Here is an 18,209-nt window from a genome sequence, read left to right on the forward strand (position 1 = left end):
CTCACTCGGACGCGAAGATGGTCTTCTTCTGCCGCTCGATCGACGAGAGCAGACTGTCCACGCCCTTGGGGTTCTGCAGGAACTTCTGCAGTCCGGGCTGCATCACCGTGGAGGTGAAGTCGGGGCGCGAGTCGCGGTCCATGAACTGGGTGAGGCTCTTGGCGCCGGAGATCATCTCGAACGCCTTCTTCTGCAGCGGCGTGTACGAGGCGGTCGAGGCCTTGGCGGAGGCGGCCACCACGCTCGGGTCGCCCTTGAGGTAGATCTCCTCGGCGGCGGGGGTGCCGAGGAACTCCAGCAGCTTGACGACGCCGTCGTGGTTCTTCGGCGACTTCGACACCATGAACCCGTCGGTGGGGGCCTCCACGGTCTCCTGGCCGTAGGTCGGGTTGATCTCCGGGAAGGCGAAGAAGTCCAGGTCGTCGAGGTCCGCCTTGTTCGTGAACTGCTGGCCGACGAACGAGCCGAGCACGTACATGCCGGCCTTCTTCGCCACCAGCGTCTGCGCCGCGTCCTGCCAGGTGCGGCCCATGAACCCGTCCTGGTGGTAGGGCAGGATCTCCGTCCAGTGGTCGAAGACCGCCTTGACCTTGGCGTCCGTCCAGGACGCCTTGCCGGCCATCAGCTGGACGTGGAAGTCGTAGCCGTTCACGCGGAAGTTGATCTGGTCGAAAGTGCCCATCGCGGGCCAGGCGTCCTTGTCGCCGAACGCGATCGGCACCAGGCCGTCCTTCTTCATCTGCTTGCACAGCGCCACGAACGCGTCCCACGTCGTGGGCACCTGGTAGCCGTGCTGCTGGAAGACGCTTCTGCGGTAGAAGACCGCCCACGGGTACGTGGTCAGCGGCACGAAGTAGTACTTGCCGTCCTCGCCCTTGCTGAGCTTCTGCATGGCCTCGGGGAAGTTGCCCGCGATCTTCTGCCACACGTCGTCGATCGGGGACGCCAGCCCCTTCTTCGCGAAGAACTGCATGCGGTAGCCCGCGAACCAGTTGAACACGTCGTCCGGGGTGCCCTGCAGATACGAGTTGATCTGCTCCTGGAACGTGTTGTGGTCCTTGGTGTTGACCTTGACCGTGATCCCGGACTGCTTGGTGAACGCCGTGTAGATGTCCCCGTACGCCTTCTTCGGCACCGCGTCCGACTGGTTCGAGCCCAGCGTCACGGTCTTGGGGTCGGACGACGAGCCGCTGCCGCCGCACGCGCTCAGCAGGGGGACGCCCGCCCCGAGGACGGCGGCACCGGCCATGCCCCGCAGGAGGGTCCGGCGGGCGGGGGACAGCGAGGTCGGCGGGGTCGACGGGATCGACGGGGTCGGCTGCATTGACGGCTCCTGGGAGGGTGTGGGCCAGGGAAGACCACATCACGTTCGGCCATACCTGGTCTCAACCAATCAGAAACCAACTCGACCGAACACGGTGTGGCGCAATAACAGTCGTATGTCCGGTCAGCGTCAAGGGGTGGTGTGCGCAGTTGTCGAAACGTAATCGACATTGCCGAACGGAGACACCCGGGCTGGATGTCTCCGTTCGGCGGTGTTCGTTCCTGTTCGGCCAGGCGTCAGTTGAAGGCGGCGAAGGCCTTGGAGAAGGCGGACGGCTCCTGGACGATCGAGCTGCACGTGGCGTCGGCCGTGCCCTTCGCGCCGCCCGCGCACTGCTTGTCGCGGGTGGCCGACCACATCGACAGCCAGCCCAGGCCCTTGGACTTGGCGAAGGCGACGAGCTGGGCGGCGTCGTCCACCTTGAAGATCTCGGAGGCGACGTCGTTCACGCCGATCATCGGGGTGACCGCGACGGCCTTCCAGGCGGCGCTGTCGCTGAGCTGCAGGACGCTCTTGATCTGCGCCTGGGTGGCCGTGGCGGCCTGCTCGGCGTAGGTGCCCATGTCACCGCTGTACGCGGGCCCGTAGTCCATCGCCATGATGTTGACCGCGGAGATCTTCACGCCGTTCTTCTTGGCGTCCGCCAGCAGGTTCACGCCGTCCTGCGTCAGGCCCTCCGGCATCACCGGCAGGGTGAACGACACGTCCAGGCCCGGGTGCTGACGCTGGAGCGTGGCGATCGCCTGCGCGCGACGGGTGTTGGCCGCGGTGTTGGGCAGCGCGCCGCCCTCGACGTCGAAGTCGACCTTGGTGAGCTTGTAGGCGTCCACGGCCTTGCCGTACGCCGCCGCCAGCGCGTCCGCCGAGCCGCAGGTGGTGCCCAGCTCGGAGCCGGAGGCCCCGCCGAAGGAGACCCGGACGTCGCCGCCCTTGGCGCGCAGCGCGCCGATCTGCGACGCCACCGCGTCGCTCGCGAGGTCGGTGACGCCGCCCCACTTCGGGGTGCAGCCGCCGCCGTCGGTGACGAAGGCGAGGTTGTAGTTCTTCACGCCGGTGGCGTTCGCGGCGCCGATCAGGTCGAAGGCCGGGTAGAGCGAGGTGTCGACGTACGGCGCGAAGCCGGCGCTCGCGGTGGTGCCGGTGCCGGTGGACTGCGAGGGGCTCGCGGTGGGGGTCGGCGTGGCCGGGGCGGTCGGCTGGGAGGGAGTGGCCGTGGGGGTCCGGCTCGCGCTCGGCGTCGGGACGGGGGTCTGGGTCGGGCGGCCGCTGGGCTCGGGGGTCGGACCGCTGTCGGTGGAGCAGCTCGCGCCGTCGATGCGGCAACCGGTGGGGTCGGCGCTGCCGTTGACGACGAAGCCGACGGTGACCGACTCACCGGCCTTCAGCCCGTCGCCGTCCCACTTCGGGGGCTTGACGGTGACGTGCTGCCCGCTGACGCTCGACTCGCCGTTCCACAGCGAGCTCAGCCGCGCGCCGGACGGCAGGTCGAACTCCAGCGCCCAGTCGGCCTTCTGCTGTCCGCTGTTGTTGGTCACGACGTACTGCGCGGTGTAACCGGTCGACCAGTCGCTGGTCCGGGTGTACGCGGCGCCGATCCCGGCGGCCTGCGCGGTGCTGGTGAGCAGGACGACACCGCCGCCTATGACCGCCGCGGCGACGACGCCGCCGATCACCTTGTTCCTGCCACTGATCCTGCGCCGGTGCGTGCTCATGGCGTGCCTGCCTGCCTTCGTGGTTCACGGGGGGAGTGCGCGGGTCCCGGAACGGGGACGCGGCAGCACGCTAGCGATCCGGAACCGGGCAAACCGCCCGAGCCGGACGCGGGGCGGGGATCTTAGGGTGCGCTTAAGGATGGGATCGGGAGCGATTAAAGGGGGAGGCCGACCGGCGGGTGCGGCGGCGGCGCACGGAGCCCCGGTGACCGCGCCGGGACGGGCCGCTCTCCCGTCCGTCGAGCTGGATCCACAGGCGCACCTCGGTGCCGCCGAGCACCGACGAGCCGATGCGCACGTCCCCGCCGGTCGACTCGGCGAGCCGGCGCACGATGTCCAGGCCGAGCCCGGTCGAGCCGTCGCTGCCCGAGCCCCGGCCGCGGGCCATCGCGGACTCGGGGTCGGCGATGCCGGGCCCCGCGTCGGACACCAGCACGATCACCGCGTCGTCGCCGTTGTGCACGTCCACCGCGAAGGCGGTGCCCTCGGGGGTGTGCCGGAACACGTTGCCCAGCAGGGCGTCCAGGGCGGCGGCGAGGTCGGCGCGGGCCACGGGGATGCGCACCGGCCGCTCCACTCCGGCCACGCGCACCTTGCGGTCCTCGTCCTCGGCGAGCGCCGACCAGAACGCCATCCGCTCCCGGACGACCTCGGCGGCGTCGCACCCGGCGCCCGGACCGGCCGCCGCGGTCTGCGGCTTGGCCTCGCGGGCGGTGCGGATGATGGTGTCGACCTCGCGCTCCAGCTGGGCGACCGCGGCCCGGGTCTGCTCGGCGGCGGGCGTGTCGCCGAGCGAGGCCGCGTTCAGCCGCAGCACGGTCAGCGGGGTGCGCAGCCGGTGGGACAGGTCGGCGGCCAGCTCCCGCTCGTTGGCGAGGAGCTGGACGACCTGGTCGGCCATCGAGTTGAACGCCACGGCCGCGCGCCGCAGTTCGGTCGGGCCCTCCTCGGGGACCCGCACCCCGAGCTGTCCCTCCCCCAGCTCGTGCGCCCCCTCGGCCAGCCGCTGCGCGGGCTGCACCATGCGCACGCCCAGCCGGTCGGCGACCGCGACCGAGCCCACCACCAGCGCGGCGCCGACGGCGGCGAGCACCGCCCAGGCCGTGCCGACGCCGTTGGTGACCTCCGCCTCGGGCACGAACACCTCGATCACCACGGTCCCGGAGCCGAGCGCGACGGGCTGCAGCAGCGCGGAGCCGCCGGGCACCTCGGCGGTGGAGGCGCGGCCGAGGCGGCGCACGGCGGCGACGTCCTCCTCGGCGGCGCGCCGCCGGCCCAGGTCGACGGCGGTCCGGCCGTCCCCGGCCGGCAGGTGCACGGCGAGGCCGTCACCGGCACCGGCGGAGGCGAGGACCCGCTCCAGCTCCTCGCGGTCGGTGGTGATGGACAGCGCGGGCACCAGGACGGCGGCCTCCCGCTCGGCGTTGGAGAAGGCACGGTCGCGGGCCATCTCCCGCACCACCAGCCCGAGCGGCACGGCGAACGCCACCACGACCATGGCGGTGACCGCCAGGCAGACCTTGACCAGCGCCCATCTCATCGCGCCTGCTCCAGGCCCCGGGAGCCCTCACCGGGCGGCTCCAGCTTCACGCCCACCCCGCGCAGGGTGTGCAGGTAGCGCGGGCGGGCGGCCGTCTCCCCCAGCTTCCGGCGCAGCCAGGACAGGTGGACGTCGATGGTCTGGTCGTCGCCGTAGGACTGCTGCCACACCTCGGCCAGCAGTTCCCGGCGCGGGACCACCACGCCGGGGCGCCCGGCGAGGAAGGCCAGCAGGTCGAACTCCCGCCGGGTCAGGTCGAGTCGGACGCCGTCCAGCTCGGCCTGGCGGCGCAGCGGGTCCACCGTCAGGCCGCCGACGCGCAGCACCCCGGCCGTGGGGGCCTCACCGGCGCCGGACCGGGCCCGCCGCAGCACGGCGGCCATCCGGGCGGCCAGGTGCTCCACGGAGAACGGCTTGGTGAGGTAGTCGTCCGCGCCGGCGTTCAACAGCCGCACGATCTCCGTCTCGTCGTCCCGGGCGGTCGCGACGATCACCGGCACGTCGGTGATCCCGCGCAGCATCTTCAGCGCCTCGGACCCGTCCAGGTCGGGCAGTCCGAGGTCCAGGATGACCAGGTCGAAGGGGACGTGGGCGACCTCGCGCAGCGCCTCCAGTGCCGTGCCGACGCTGCGCACGGTGTGCGAGGCGTCGGTGAGGTGCCGGATCAGCGCCGAACGTACGAACTGGTCGTCCTCGACCACGAGCACACTTGCCATGCGCCGCACCGTACGCCATGCCGCACGACCCGGTCCGGACCTGTGGACAACTCGGCCCCTGTGCGAACTGTGGTGCTCCTGGGGCAGTATGGCCGCGATGCGCAGAGGACTCGTACACGTACTCGCGTGGTCGCTCGCCACGGGCGCGGCGGTCACGCTGTCGTGGTGGGGCGTCCACACCGTGATGGCCGGCACCGCCTACGACCCGCCCCGCGCCCTGCCGTTGACGGCCGGCGGCACTGCCGCGCAGGAGGCGGAGCCGCTGGTGCCGGCGACGTCCCGCCCGGCGCCCTCCCCGTCACCCGACCCCTCGCCGAGCAGGTCCCGCAAGCCGTCGCCGACCCCGTCCGCGCCGCGCACCTCGCCCTCCGCGTCGCCGTCTCCCTCCCCCACCGCGTCCGGCCGGATCAAGAGCTACGACACCGACGGCGGCCGGGTGGTCTTCGACATCGGGGCGGCCTCCGCGACGCTCGTCTCCGCGACGCCCGGGGCCGGCTGGTCGATGCAGACCTGGACGACCGCGTCCTGGATCCGGGTGGAGTTCGCCTCGGGCGCGGACCGCGTGTCGGTGTTCTGCACCTGGCACGACGGGCCGCCGCGCGTGGAGGTGGGCACCTACTGACCGGCCCCGGACCGGCCCGTGGGCCCGTCCCGGGTCAGCGGAAGACGGAGGGCGGCGGGACCGGTGAGGCGGTCGCCGAGGCGTCGCTCACGGGGGCCGCGCCGCCGGTGAAGTCGACCAGCGCCCGGCCGTGTTCGAGCCGGGCGGGCTGCGGGTCGGAGGCGGCCCGGCGGGTCAGCTCGGCCACCGGCAGCGGGCGGTCGGCGGCGACCAGCACGGCGTTGCCGAAGCGCTTGCCGCGCAGCACCGCCGGGTCGGCGACCAGGGCGAGTTCCGCGAACCGCGCGGCGGCGGTGGCGATCTGGCCGCGCAGGTGGGTCAGGGGCGGTCCGTCGGCGAGGTTGGCGGCGTAGACCCCGCCGGGCGCCAGCGTGCGGCGCACCTCGTCGAGGAACTCCGTGGAGGTGAGGTGGGCGGGCGTGCGCGCGCCGGCGAACACGTCGGCGATCACCAGGTCCGCCCAGCCGTCGGCCACCTTGGCCAGGCCGTCCCGGGCGTCGGCCGTCCGCACCCGGATCCGCGCGCCCGGGTCCCACGGCAACTCCCGCCGGACCAGAGCGACCAGCGCGCCGTCCCGCTCCACGACCTGCTGGGTGGACCTCGGCCGGGTGGCGGCCACGTACCGGGCGAGGGTCAGGGCGCCGCCGCCGAGGTGGACGGCGCGCAGCGGCCTGCCGGGCGGCGCGACCAGGTCGATCACGTGGCCGAGGCGCCGCTGGTACTCGAAGGACAGGTGTGCCGGGTCGTCGAGGTCGACGTGCGACTGCGGCGCTCCGTCCACCAGCAGGGTCCAGGCGCGGGCGCGGTCCCGGTCCGGTTCGAGCCGGGCGAGCCCGCCGTCGACGTCCTCGACGACCGCGTCGGCCGCGCCGCGCCGCCGGGGGTTCCTGGCCTTTCCCATGGGGACAGTGTCCCAGGACACGGACACCTGGGCGGACCGGGACCGGGCGGGCTCACCGGCAGCTGTCGGCCGCCTCGATGAGCCGTGCCGCCTCGCCCAGGGCGCGGCGCAGTACCGCCGGGTCGGTCGCCAGGTCCGCCTCGCCGGGCGGCAGCAGCCAGTCGCAGCCCTCCGCGGGCGGTGCGGGCAGGGCGACGTCCTGCCCCTTCACGGCGGGCGCCTCCTCCTGCGGCCCGTCCGGGTCCGCCCCCTCCGCGTCCGTGCGCGGTTCCAGCCGCAGCCCGCGCCCGTCGGTCTCGGTGCAGGTGCTGCCCGGTACGTCCCACCCGGCCGCGGTGCCCGCCGGGACCACGAACACCAGCGTCCCGCCGCCCTCGACGTGCAGCACCGGCCCGACGCCGTCGCCCGGGCCGCGGCGCAGGATGTCCACCGCCTCCAGGCCCTGCCGCGCGGGCACGCTCACCACGTCGCACGGCTCACACGGAACGTTGTTCTGGCTGGTCACCACGCCGACCTCCACGACGGAACGGAACCCACTGTGCGGTCTGCGGGGTTCAACGCGCGAGCCCGTCAACGGCTACGGCGAAAGTGCGCCGCAAAGGATGGCAGTTCATGGCAGATCGCGGGGGCTATATCCGATTTGTGACCAAACGCCGTGTGGCGGCCCGGCCGCAGCCGGTACGTTCTAGCCCGCCGGAAACAGGGCGGGACCGCCGGGGCGTCCGGGGAGTCCCGAGAGGATCCGGGGAGTTCCCGCCAACGCCCCGGCCGATCCGGAACCGGCTCGCCCGGTCCCCGGCATGGTTCGACGGTTCGCACGAGAGGACCCGGCCATGGCGTCGTCATCGGTGCCCGCACCCCGGCCCCACCGGCCACCCCTGCCCAACGTCGCCTTCCGGCGCCTGCGCGGGCCGCGCTCGCCCGCCGAGTTCGCGGCGCTGGTCCGCCGGGCCGCGCGCGAGATCGGGGAGCGGGTCAGCTGCGACGCGCGCTACGTCGGCCGGGTCGAGGCGGGCGAGATCCGCTGCCCCAACTACGCCTACGAGCGCGTCTTCCTGCACATGTTCCCCGGCCGCACGCTCACCGACCTGGGCTTCGCGCCCCGCTCGGCCGTCCGCGGACGCGCGGCGCGCACCGCCGGGGACGCGCCGGGCGCCACTGAGACGGACGGGGCGCACGAGCCGTATGACACGCAGGACCCGTACGACCCGGACGACAGGCACCACGACGACGAGGAGAGCGACGTGCTGCGTCGCGCATTCATGACCGGCGGGGGCGCCACCGTGGCCGCCGCCTCCCTGGGGCCCCTCCGCCTCTCCCTCGACGCGTCCCCCGCGCGGCGCCCGCGCCGCGCGGGGGTCGGCCAGGTGAGCGCCCTGGAGGAGGCGGTCCGCCGGATCCGGCTGCTCGACGACCGGCACGGCGCCGACGGCCTCTACCGGCGCGCGGCCGCCCCGCTGCGCGCCGCCTACGCCCTGCTGGACGCCGGGGCGACCCGGCAGGCGACCGCCGACCGGCTGCACGCGGGAGCCGGCGAACTCGCCATCTCCGTGGGCTGGCTGGCACACGACTCGGGCCGCTTCGACGACGCCCGCTCGCACTACGCGGAGGCGCTCGCCACCGCGCGCGTGACGGGCGACCCGGCGCTGGAGGCGCACGCGTTCTGCAACACGGCGTTCCTCGCCCGCGACGCCGGCCGTCCGCGCGAGGCGGTGCGGGCCGCCCAGGCCGCCCAGCGGGCCGCGCGGCCCCTCGGTTCGCCGCGGCTGATGTCGCTGCTGGCGCTGCGCGAGGCGGGCGGCTGGGCCGGGCTCGCCGACCGCGCGGGCTGCGAGCAGGCCCTGGTGCGTGCCCAGGCCCTGTTCGGGCGGGGCCCCTCGGACGAGGACCCCGAGTGGATGAGCTTCTACGGCGAGGCGGAACTGGAGGGCCTGGAGGCGCAGTGCTGGTCCACCCTCGGGGACTGGCCGCGCGCGGCCCGGCACGCGCGGCGTGCGGCGAGGCTGCAGGACCCGCACTTCACCCGCAACATCGCGCTGTACACGGCGGAACTCGCCGACGACCTCGCGCGCGGCGGCCGCCCGGACGAGGCCGCGCAGGCCGGGACGCGCGTGCTGGACCTGCTCGACCAGGTGCAGTCGTCGCGCATCCAGACGATGCTGGCGGGCACGGCCCGGGTGCTGCTGCCGCACCGGCGGGCCGGCGGCGTGGCCGACTTCCTGGACCGCCACGCGTCCCGGCCGCGGCCGGTGTGAGCGAGCGGGGCGCCCCTGGGGTGTCCCCAAATGTCCCGGGTGTCCCCGGGTGTCCCCGGTCTACGCGGCCAGGTGTCCCTGGTCGTTCCAGCTCTCGATGGCCGCCTCCCCGTAGGCCCAGCCCAGGACCGACAGGGACGTCGGATTGAGGCGGATGCGGGACGCGAAATCCAGCGGCAGGCCCAGCCAGCGGGCGCCGATGGAACGCAGGATGTGGCCGTGGGCGAAGACGAGGACGTCCCGGTCGGCCGAGCGGGCCCAGGCGACGACCTCGTCGGCGCGGGCCGTGACCTCGGCCAGGCTCTCGCCGCCGGGGACGCCGTCGCGCCAGATGAGCCAGCCGGGGCGGACCGCCTGTATCTCCGCCGGGGTCATGCCCTCGTACCTCCCGTAGTCCCACTCCATCAGCGTGTCCCAGACGGTGGCGCGCTCCGCGAAGCCGGCAAGCTCGCACGTCTCCCGCGCGCGTGCCAGCGGACTCGTGCGGACCTCGAGGCCGGGCAGGGAATCGAACGGGGGCCGGTGGAGCCGCTCGCCGAGCAGCTTGGCGCCCCGGCGGCCCTCCTCCAGGAGCGGTACGTCGGTCCTGCCGGTGTGCTTTCCGGACAACGACCACTCGGTCTGTCCGTGCCGGGCCAGCAGGATGCGCGGTGCCATGGGGAGGAGACCTTTCCGAGCGGGTACGGACGGGTGGGGAGACGTCCTCAGGAGGACGTGCGGAGGACGTGCGGGGGAACAGCAGGAAATCGACGGGCGGGACCCCTCCATCATCGCGCACCCTGAGGTGGGGCAACCCGGCGGGCGACGATGGCGTCTTGTGGGCCGGGGCGCCCAGGACGGGCGCGTACATACGCCGTAAAGTGACACGCCCGTGCCGCGGCCGGTGCACGCCCGTGCCCGACGGGCGGACCCGGCACCGCCGGCCGCACGACCACGGCCACCGTGCACAGATTGAAGGGGGAGGCGATCGGATGCCCCACACCGAGACACCGGGCACCGAGGCGACCTCGCGGACCCGGCTGCGCTGGTGGACGGAGCTGCCGCTGATCGTGCTGGTGTACGCCTGCTACTCGGCGGGCCGGCTGCTCGCGCGGGGCGACGTGTCGTCGGCCGTGGACCACGGGCTGGCGATCCTGCGCATCGAGAAGACGCTGCGCCTGAACGCCGAGCACCCGCTCAACCGGCTGTTCACGCGCGAGGCGTGGCTCGGTGTCCCGGCGGACTTCTGGTACGCCTCGCTGCACTACCTGGTCACCCCGGTGCTGCTGGTCTGGCTGTTCCGCCGGCGCGCGGAGGTATACCGGGCGGCCCGCACCTGGCTGATGACGTCCACGTTCATCGGCCTGATCGGCTTCACGCTGCTGCCGACCTGCCCGCCGCGGCTGCTGTCGGCGGACCACGGCTTCGTGGACACGATGGCCCAGTACAGCTCGTACGGCTGGTGGGGCGGCGAGGCGAGCGCGCCGCGCGGCCTGGGCGGCATGACCAACCAGTACGCGGCGATGCCCAGCCTGCACGTGGGCTGGGCGCTGTGGTGCGGCGTGATGCTGTGGCGCCACGGCGGCACGCGGACGGCGAAGGTGCTCGGCGTGGCCTACCCGCTGCTGACCACGATCGTGGTGATGGGCACCGCGAACCACTACTTCCTCGACGCGGCCGCCGGCGCCGCCGCGATGGGCGTCGGGCTGCTGCTGGCGCCGCTCGTGACGCGCGGTGTGGACCGGGCGCGCGGGTGGGTCGTCGCGCGCGTGCCGGTGTTCTCGGCGAACTCCGGGGCCACACCCGCCACGATTGTCAGTGGAGGATGCCAGACTTCCCCGGGTGAACGATTTCCACGGCAGCGCGCGTCACGGTTCGGACCGGGAGCCGAGCCGGAGGCCTCTCCCACCGACGCGGGGGACGGGGCTCCGGCAGCGGCTCGCTGAGCTGCGCGGCCCCGAGGTGCCGGCCAAGGCGCTGGACGCCCGCGCCCTCGCGGCGCTCGCCGCGAACCCGGGGTGCCGGCGGCGCGCGATCCTCGACGGCGCCGGGGTGGACAAAGCGGTGCTGGCGGACCGCCTCGGCTCCCCCTCGGCCTTCGGCCAGTCCCAGTTCGCGCTGACCCGGGGCAACGCGTTCGAGGCCCGGGTGAAGGCCGACGGCGGGGCCGAGCTGCTGGGCCTGGTGCACCGCAGGCTGGACCCGGCCGCCGAGCCGCCCGTGGACGCGGCCACGCCCGACCTGACGGCGGCCGGCCCCGAGGGGCGCACGGCGCGCACGGCGCTGGCGCTGCGCGAGGCCACGGAGGCGGCCGGCACCTGGACGCTGCTGGACCACCCGATGCTCGCGCTGGACGTCGCGGGCTCCCCGGCCTTCCTGGAGCCGGACGCGGTCGTGGTGCACCCCGACGGCAGCTGGACGGTCGTGGAGATCAAGTCCTTCCCGATGCTGGACGGTTCGGCGGACCCGGCGAAGGTCGGCGCGGCGGCGCGCCAGGCCGCGGTGTACGTGCTGGCGCTGGAGCAGGTCGCCGCGCGGATGGAGGCCGCCCCGCGCGTGCGCGACCGCGTCCTGCTGGTGTGCCCCAAGGACTTCTCCAACCTGGCCACCGCGTCCGCCGTGGACATCCGCAAGCAGCGCGCGGTCACCCGCCGCCAGCTGACCCGCCTCACCCGCATCGAGGACATCGCGGGCACGCTCCCCGAGGGCGTGTGCTTCGCCCCGGACCTGCCCGCCGAGCGGCTGGCCGAGTCCGTCGAGTCGGTGCCGGCGACGTACGCGCCCGAGTGCCTGTCCGCGTGCGAGCTGGCGTTCCACTGCCGTGGCCGCTCCCGCTCGGCCGGCGCGGTGACCACGCTGGGCCGCTCGGTCCGCGCGGAGCTGGGCGGGCTGACGACCGTCGAGGACGTGCTCGCCGCCGCGCGCGGCGAGGCGGGCGACCCGCGGGACCCGGCGGTGGCCGCCCTGCGCCGGGCCGCCGAGCTGCGCGCCGCGGCACTGGCCGGCGCGGCGCTCCCGGCCGCCCGGGAGCCGCGCGCGGCGGAGGGGCCGGCCCCCGCGCGGCCGGCCGGGGCGCCGGGGCCGGTCCAGGAGGCCGCGCCGTGTCGCTGATCGCCACCCTGTCCCGGCTCGAGGCCGTCACCACCGGCCGGGCGCAGCCGCTCGCGACGGTCCGTCACCGGCGCCTGTCCGAGCGGCCGCTGGTGTTCGTGCCGCTGACCACCGCCGGTGAGGCCGGTGCCCCGCTCGGCGCGCTGGTCGGCACCGACCGGGACGCGCCGCGCCTGCTGGCCGTCCCGCAGCCGCGCGACCGCGACCTGAGGTTCGCGTTCCTCGCCGAGCTGGCCGATGTGGTCCTGCCGTACGTCGACTCCCACGCCGACGTCGTCGAGGCCGCCGAGCGCACCGAGACCGACCCGGAGACCGGGAAGCGGGTCAAGGTCGAGGTCGAGCTGTGCGCGGACGCGCCGCAGATCGTCGTGCCGAGCCGCGCGGGCGTGGAGTTCGTGCGGCTGCTCGGCCGGTCGATGCGCTTCCGCCGTACGGCGGAGCAGGACCCGGAGGCGCCGCACCCCGCGCCCCCGCGCGTGCCGCTGCTCGGCCGCTGGCTGACCCACTACGGCGAGCGGGCCCGGGTGCCCGGCTCCTCGCTGCTGCTGGCGCTCACCGAGGTGCTGGGCCGGCACTGGGCCACCGGGCAGTCCACCCTGGAGGACCAGCACCTGGGTGCGCTGCTGGCCTGGATCGACCCGCCCGGGGGGACGTCGGGCGCCGAGGCGGCGCTGCGCGCGGAGCTGGCGCGGGACGAGCAGGGGCAGCTGCTGTGCCCGCCGGCCGGCCCGGCCACCGACCCCGCGTTCGACAACAAGCTGCTCGCGCCGGCCATCGAGCGCTACGACCGGGCCCGCACCGCGTTCGCCGCCGCCGAGGACGGCCTGGAGGCCGACACCCGGCTGGGCATCCTGACCGCCGCCGAGCGGGAGGTCCGCGAGCTGGTCCTCAGCCGCACCCGGCCCACCTGGGACGCGGTGTGGCGGGGCCTGGACCTGCTGCGCGCGCTGCCCGAGGGGGCGCACGTCGAGGAGCGGTGGACGCGCGACCGCTGGTCGTTCACCGGCCACCGCGACCGGGTCCTGGCGGGCGAGCCCCCGCAGCCGCGCCGCGACGACGCGGTGACCGCGGCGAACAAACTGGCCACGCGCGAGCGCGAGCAGGCCCGCCTGGACGCGCAGGAGGCGCTGGACGACCCGCTGGTGATGGCGGGGCGGCGACTGGCCGGGGAGGCGTTCGCGGGCGAGGTCACCGAGGTCGTCATGGCGTACAGCGAGGGCAAGCGGCCCAGCCCGCGCCCGCTGGTGACGGTGCGCACGGACGACCGGCCGCACCTGGGCGAGCGCGCCAAGGTCTACCGCTCGCTGGGCGGCAAGCCGCAGTCGGCGGAGTGCGTGGGCATAGACGCCGACGGCCTGGTGGTGCTGCGGGTGCTCGACAAGATGGGCCGCGGCAAGGAGCCGGAGCCCGGGTCGGTGCCGGAGAAGGGCGACCGGCTGTGCTTCACGCTGTTCGAGCACGAGCAGCGCGGCGGCGCCAAGCTGCCCGACCCGGAGCAGACCCCGTGGACGCACGGCGGGCCGCCCGGGGAGCCGGTGCTCGAAGCCGCCGATCCCGTCACCCAGGAGGACGTCCTGTGAGCACCGAGGCCGAGGTCGACCCCGGTACGGCCGCCGCGCGGGCCACCGCGGCGATCCTGCGCGACACGCTGCACGGCGACGCGCGCGGGGTCGTCGTCGACTCCCCGCCCGGCGCCGGCAAGTCCACGCTGGTGGTGCGCACCGCGCTGGAACTGGCCGAGGCGGGCCGCTCGCTGATGGTGGTGGCGCAGACCAACGCCCAGGTCGACGACCTGGTGCTGCGCCTGGCGGAGAAGTCCCCCGAGCTGCCGGTGGGCCGCCTGCACAGCAGCGACGCCGACCCCTACGACAAGGCGCTCGACGACCTGCCCCACGTGCGCAAGTCGGCGAAGGCGGGCGACCTCGCAGGGCTGCCGGTGGTGATCTCCACGGCGGCGAAGTGGGCGCACGTGAAGGTCGACGAGCCGTGGCGGCACGCGATCGTGGACGAGGCGTACCAGATGCGCTCGGACGGGCTGCTGGCCGTGGCGGGCCTGTTCGAGCGGGCGCTGTTCGTGGGCGACCCGGGGCAGCTGGACCCGTTCGCCATCGTGGGCAGCGAGCAGTGGGCGGGCCTGTCGTACGACCCGTCCGCGTCGGCGGTGACCACGCTGCTGGCCCACAACCCGGACCTGCCCCAGCACCGGCTGCCGGTGTCCTGGCGGCTCCCGGCGTCGGCGGCGCGGCTCGTGTCCGACGCGTTCTACCCGTACACGCGCTTCCGCAGCGGCACCGGCCACGGCGACCGCCGCCTGTCCTTCGCCGTGCCCTCCGACGGCTCCGGCCCGGACCGGGTGATCGACGAGGCGGCCGAGTCCGGCTGGGGCCTGCTGGAGCTGCCCGCCCGGCACACCCCGCGCACGGACCCCGAGGCGGTCCGCGCGGTCGCGGCCGTCGTACGGCGGCTGCTGGACCGGGGCGGGGCGGCGACGTCGGAGCGCTCGCCGGAGCCCGCGCCGCTGACCGCGGACCGGGTCGCCGTGGGCACGGCGCACCGGGACCAGGCGGCCGCGGTCCGCGCGGCGCTCGCGGAGCTGGGCGTGCGGGACGTCACGGTCGACACGGCCAACCGGCTCCAGGGCATGGAGTTCGACGTCACGGTCGTCCTGCACCCGCTGTCCGGCCGCCCCGACGCGACGGCGTTCCACCTGGAGACCGGCCGCCTGTGCGTCCTGGCCTCCCGGCACCGCCACGCGTGCATCGTGGTCTGCCGGGCGGGCGTGGGCGACCTCCTCGACGACTACCCGTCGACGGAACCGGTCCAGCTGGGCACGATCGTGAAGTTCCCGGACGGCTGGGAGGCGAACCACGCGGTCCTCGCCCACCTCGGCGAGCACCGGGTGGCCTGGCGCCCGTGACCGGCCGGCGGCGCCTTCCAGCCGCGGAGCAGTCCAGCACCGCCCGAACCGCCGGACGGAGTCCGGCACGCCGCCGGAGGCGGCCGATGGATGCAGCCCGGACGGCTGGGAGGCGAACCACGCGGTCCTCGCCCACCTCGGCGAGCACCGGGTGACCTGGCGCCCGTGACCGGCCCACCTCGGCGAGCACCGGGTGGCCTGGAAGCCGTAGCGCCGGGGCATGTTGGAGGGGGAACATCCCGGCGCGTGTGGGGCTCGGGAGAGCGGCGGGGCCCCCTTGCGGGGTCGCGAGACAATGGAGGGTGGTCCGTGCGGAAGCGCCGGGCGGGCCGCACCGACCCCAGGAGGAGGCACGACATGGCGGAGCCCACGCCGCGTCGCAACGAACCGCGGCTACGCCCCGCGCCCCTGCTCTTCGAGCCCGCCGAGGCCACCGGCGACCCGGAGCACTTCTTCGACCTCGAGTCCATCGACGACCCCCGGGCGCTGCTCGCGCGGGCGACGGAGCTGACGGTGGCGTTCCGGGCGGCGGCCGACCGGGCGACGGAGTTCCAGGCGATGGCCGCGGCCCAGCTCGCCGACCCGCGCCGCTTCGACCGGCTGACCACGGCGGACATCGCCGAGCGGGCGGAGTGGACCGAGGACTACGCCAAGAAGATGGTGGAGTTCGGGCGGGACCTCATGCGCGGCGGTGAGGGCGGCAGCCCGGTCGACCCCGTCTGACGGGACGCCCCCGCACGCACCGGAGCGCCAGGGCCACGCCACCCCGGCATATGCCAGGCGGGCACGATACCCGCCGACCCACCGCCACGTCCCCGGTTTTCGCAACTCACCGGAACCGGCTGCTCACGGGCGGTAGACCTGGGGCTCATGAGCAGCGTATGGGACGAGTTCTCCGACATCTCGGGCGTCACCGCGGACGGCGCCGCCTGGCTGGCCTCGGCCGGCGCACACCCGCGCAGCACGCTCGCCCTCTGGGCGGAGCAGCCGGACGCCCCGGTCGTCCTGCCCTGCGGCTCGGTCTTCGACGTCGTCAACGTCCCGGCCCTGTTCGGCCGCCGGATGCTGGACCGGCTGTGGGACGAGGGCGCCGGCACCGGCCCGGTGGCCGTCTTCCGTGGCCGGGTCCTGCTGTTCACCGCCCCCGGCACGGCCCAGCGCCTGCCGTCCCTGCTGGCGTGGGAGGAGTGGGGCGGACGGGACGCCCGGGACTGCCGTACGGCGGCCGTGCCGCCCCTGCTGTGCCACGGCACCGGCGACGCCGTGACCGTCCCGCCGCTCACCGCCACCGCCCCGGCCGGGGCCCGCTGGCTGGTCGCCCCGGACACGCGTCATCCCTGGCTGCCGGGCCCGGAGGTGCTGCTCTGGGCGGCCGTACGGGCGGCCCGCTCGGCCGTGCGGATATCGATTTCGCCCTCCCCGGAGCCTGGTGCTAAGGTCTACGACGTCAGCAGGCGCCGCTAGCTCAGTTGGTTAGAGCAGCTGACTCTTAATCAGCGGGTCCGGGGTTCGAGTCCCTGGCGGCGCACACGACGGAAAGGCCCTTCGCGCAAGCGGAGGGCCTTTTGCATGGCCGAAAAGCGCCCCCGCCGTCACCCCTCCCTCCGGCGCCACGCCCCTGGCCTCACACCCCCGGCGTGATCCGCACCGTCCACGTCCCCGACGTCGTGCGGCCCTCCACGTCCACCCGGACCCCGTGCCCGCCGTCCTCCCCCGGCACGGTGAAGCTCTCCCCCGCCGCGACCGGCGCGTCCGCGAGGGGCGGGTAGACCGAGTCCTCCCAGCAGGCCTCCGTGTGCGGGTGGGCGTCGACCACCTCGACGGGTCCGCGGCCGGACTCGGCGCGGCCGTGGACGCGGTAGACGAGGATGCCGGAGCGGCAGACGGAGCGGTCGTTGCCGACGGGTTCGCGGGCCTCGACGGCGAGGGCGCTGTCCGCGCCGGTCCGCACCACGGCGAGCTTCACGCCGGCCCCCGGCGCGAGGCCCGGCGTGCGGAACCCCGGCGCGCGGAAGGCCGGCGGGCCCGCGGCGGCCGGATCGGGCCCCGCCGCGCCGGCGAGGGGCACCCCGGGTCCGGCGGCGACGGGTTCCAGCGCCAGCCGGGTCGTGCCGGGACCCCGGACGCACACCACCTGGCGGGGCCGCAGCCAGCCCAGCTTCCACTTGTGCCAGGCGAACAGGTCGGGGGCGAGCGCGAACTGGCTGCCCATCAGGTCCCAGTCGCCGACGTAGGTGTCCCAGTCGCCCTTGCCGTCGGCGGGCCGGTGGTAGAGGTCGGGCAGGTCGAACACGTGGCCGGTCTCGTGGGCGAGGACCAGCCGGTCCGGCGGGTGTTGTTCGAAGACGGTGACGACCCGGCGGATGGCGGTGCCGTCCGCGTGCAGCGGGGTCTGCAGGTTGACGACCTTGGTGGCGTCGGAGTCGACACCGGGCGCGTCCGGGTCGGCGACGAAGTAGACGAGGTCGTAGCGGGAGAAGTCGACCTGGGTATCGGCGGCGGCGAGCGCGTCGCGCAGGTAGGCGGCGCGGCGCTCGGGGCTCCAGTCGCGCTGTATGGCGTACGCCGTGGACGGCTTCGGCATCCGGATCCAGCGGCGCAGGGGGTGCGCGCGCAGGGTGAACCGGCCGTAGGACGCGCGGCGGAAGAAGTCGGTGGTGCCCGGGAAGTGGTCGGCCGTCAGCTCGGCCGGGGTGCTCATCGGGGTCCAGTCCGGGAACGACAGGAAGACCATCACCGCGTCGAGGGACCGGGTGGGCCTCGGGTAGGCGTCGTTCCAGGTGTCCAGGCCCTCCGAGTGGTGGGCGGCGGTGCGCTGGAGCGCGCAGGGCTCGGGCGAGAACGGCTCGGCCACCGAGGGGCCGGTGATCAGCGAGGTCGCGGCCAGCGCCGAGAGGGTGGTGAACACGGCCGCCGCGCTGCGCAGTCGGGGACGCGGGAGCGGACGACGCGGCACGAGGACCTCCGGGAGCGGTTCACGGGACACCGCCACCCAGCCTGTGCTTATTTGTCATACTGCGCCCTGTTTGTCTGCCCCAGACGAGTGAGGGGCGGGACCGGAACGGATCGCGCGACACCCCCGGACCACTCACGGAACGTCACAAGCGGTCGGGGGGCCGCAGAACCGGTCCA

Annotated in this window: 16 protein-coding genes and 1 tRNA gene; 9 read left to right on the forward strand and 8 right to left on the reverse strand. The window is 74.8% G+C overall.

The genetic code is table 11. From position 1 onward, the window contains the following. Position 1: 1 nt before the first annotated feature. From E4U91_RS13055 to E4U91_RS13070, 4 genes are all read right to left on the reverse strand, one after another. A complete protein-coding gene (locus E4U91_RS13055; RefSeq protein ID WP_137307015.1) occupies positions 2-1,324 on the reverse strand; it encodes an ABC transporter substrate-binding protein in 1,323 nt (440 codons plus the stop codon). Between the two features lie 236 nt (positions 1,325-1,560). Next, positions 1,561-3,036: a glycoside hydrolase family 18 protein gene (locus E4U91_RS13060; protein WP_137307016.1), complete on the reverse strand. Its 1,476-nt coding sequence runs from the start codon at positions 3,034-3,036 to the stop codon at positions 1,561-1,563. Between the two features lie 133 nt (positions 3,037-3,169). After that, positions 3,170-4,576 carry a sensor histidine kinase gene (locus E4U91_RS13065; protein WP_137307017.1) on the reverse strand — a complete coding sequence of 469 codons (1,407 nt, stop codon included), beginning with the start codon at positions 4,574-4,576 and terminating at the stop codon, positions 3,170-3,172. Continuing rightward, positions 4,573-5,292 carry a response regulator transcription factor gene (locus tag E4U91_RS13070; protein WP_067236204.1) on the reverse strand — a complete coding sequence of 240 codons (720 nt, stop codon included), beginning with the start codon at positions 5,290-5,292 and terminating at the stop codon, positions 4,573-4,575. The genes E4U91_RS13065 and E4U91_RS13070 overlap by 4 nt, the downstream gene beginning before the upstream one ends. 97 nt (positions 5,293-5,389) lie before the next feature. Here E4U91_RS13070 and E4U91_RS13075 point away from each other — a divergent pair, with 97 nt between their 5' ends. Continuing rightward, entirely contained in the window at positions 5,390-5,914 is a 525-nt protein-coding gene (locus tag E4U91_RS13075; RefSeq protein WP_137307018.1) for a hypothetical protein, read from the forward strand. 34 nt (positions 5,915-5,948) lie between these two features. On the opposite strand, the gene E4U91_RS13080 is transcribed toward E4U91_RS13075, so the two are convergent. Further along, positions 5,949-6,815 carry a spermidine synthase gene (locus E4U91_RS13080; RefSeq protein WP_137307019.1) on the reverse strand — a complete coding sequence of 289 codons (867 nt, stop codon included), beginning with the start codon at positions 6,813-6,815 and terminating at the stop codon, positions 5,949-5,951. Between the two features lie 52 nt (positions 6,816-6,867). Continuing rightward, the gene (locus tag E4U91_RS13085; RefSeq protein ID WP_174867793.1) at positions 6,868-7,323 is read right to left on the reverse strand and encodes a hypothetical protein; all 456 of its coding nucleotides are present in this window, start codon (positions 7,321-7,323) and stop codon (positions 6,868-6,870) included. A gap of 325 nt (positions 7,324-7,648) precedes the next feature. On the opposite strand from E4U91_RS13085, the gene E4U91_RS13090 reads away from it, so the two are divergent. Then, on the forward strand, positions 7,649-9,070 hold the full coding sequence (locus E4U91_RS13090) for an NsdA family TPR-like regulatory protein (RefSeq protein ID WP_137307021.1): 1,422 nt from the start codon (positions 7,649-7,651) through the stop codon (positions 9,068-9,070). A gap of 60 nt (positions 9,071-9,130) precedes the next feature. On the opposite strand, the gene E4U91_RS13095 is transcribed toward E4U91_RS13090, so the two are convergent. Next, entirely contained in the window at positions 9,131-9,727 is a 597-nt protein-coding gene (locus E4U91_RS13095; protein ID WP_137307022.1) for a histidine phosphatase family protein, read from the reverse strand. Positions 9,728-10,041: 314 nt separating this feature from the next. Between E4U91_RS13095 and E4U91_RS13100 the strand changes: the two genes are divergently transcribed. The 7 genes from E4U91_RS13100 (at position 10,042) to E4U91_RS13130 (ending at position 16,605) form a co-directional block, all read left to right on the forward strand. After that, on the forward strand, positions 10,042-10,995 hold the full coding sequence (locus E4U91_RS13100; RefSeq protein ID WP_137307023.1) for a phosphatase PAP2 family protein: 954 nt from the start codon (positions 10,042-10,044) through the stop codon (positions 10,993-10,995). After that, positions 10,892-12,160: a hypothetical protein gene (locus E4U91_RS13105; RefSeq protein ID WP_422070896.1), complete on the forward strand. Its 1,269-nt coding sequence runs from the start codon at positions 10,892-10,894 to the stop codon at positions 12,158-12,160. Before E4U91_RS13100 ends, E4U91_RS13105 begins: the two co-directional genes overlap by 104 nt. Then, entirely contained in the window at positions 12,151-13,740 is a 1,590-nt protein-coding gene (locus E4U91_RS13110) for a hypothetical protein (RefSeq protein WP_137307024.1), read from the forward strand. The genes E4U91_RS13105 and E4U91_RS13110 overlap by 10 nt, the downstream gene beginning before the upstream one ends. Then, positions 13,737-15,077: an AAA domain-containing protein gene (locus tag E4U91_RS13115; protein ID WP_137307025.1), complete on the forward strand. Its 1,341-nt coding sequence runs from the start codon at positions 13,737-13,739 to the stop codon at positions 15,075-15,077. The genes E4U91_RS13110 and E4U91_RS13115 overlap by 4 nt, the downstream gene beginning before the upstream one ends. Positions 15,078-15,434: 357 nt before the next feature. Then, positions 15,435-15,800, forward strand: coding sequence for a hypothetical protein (locus tag E4U91_RS13120; protein WP_137307026.1), 366 nt, complete (start codon positions 15,435-15,437; stop codon positions 15,798-15,800). Between the two features lie 147 nt (positions 15,801-15,947). Then, positions 15,948-16,541 (forward strand): bifunctional DNA primase/polymerase, encoded by a 594-nt coding sequence (locus E4U91_RS13125; RefSeq protein WP_137307027.1) that lies wholly within the window; start codon positions 15,948-15,950, stop codon positions 16,539-16,541. Beyond that, a tRNA-Lys gene (locus tag E4U91_RS13130) sits at positions 16,532-16,605 on the forward strand. Before E4U91_RS13125 ends, E4U91_RS13130 begins: the two co-directional genes overlap by 10 nt. A 96-nt stretch (positions 16,606-16,701) precedes the next feature. Here E4U91_RS13130 and E4U91_RS13135 read toward each other — a convergent pair. Beyond that, the gene (locus tag E4U91_RS13135; RefSeq protein ID WP_241678575.1) at positions 16,702-18,063 is read right to left on the reverse strand and encodes a M6 family metalloprotease domain-containing protein; all 1,362 of its coding nucleotides are present in this window, start codon (positions 18,061-18,063) and stop codon (positions 16,702-16,704) included. Between the last annotated feature and the right edge of the window lie 146 nt (positions 18,064-18,209).

It is taken from the genome of Streptomyces lasalocidi, assembly GCF_005280215.1.
Classification (GTDB): Bacteria; Actinomycetota; Actinomycetes; order Streptomycetales; family Streptomycetaceae; genus Streptomyces; species Streptomyces longwoodensis.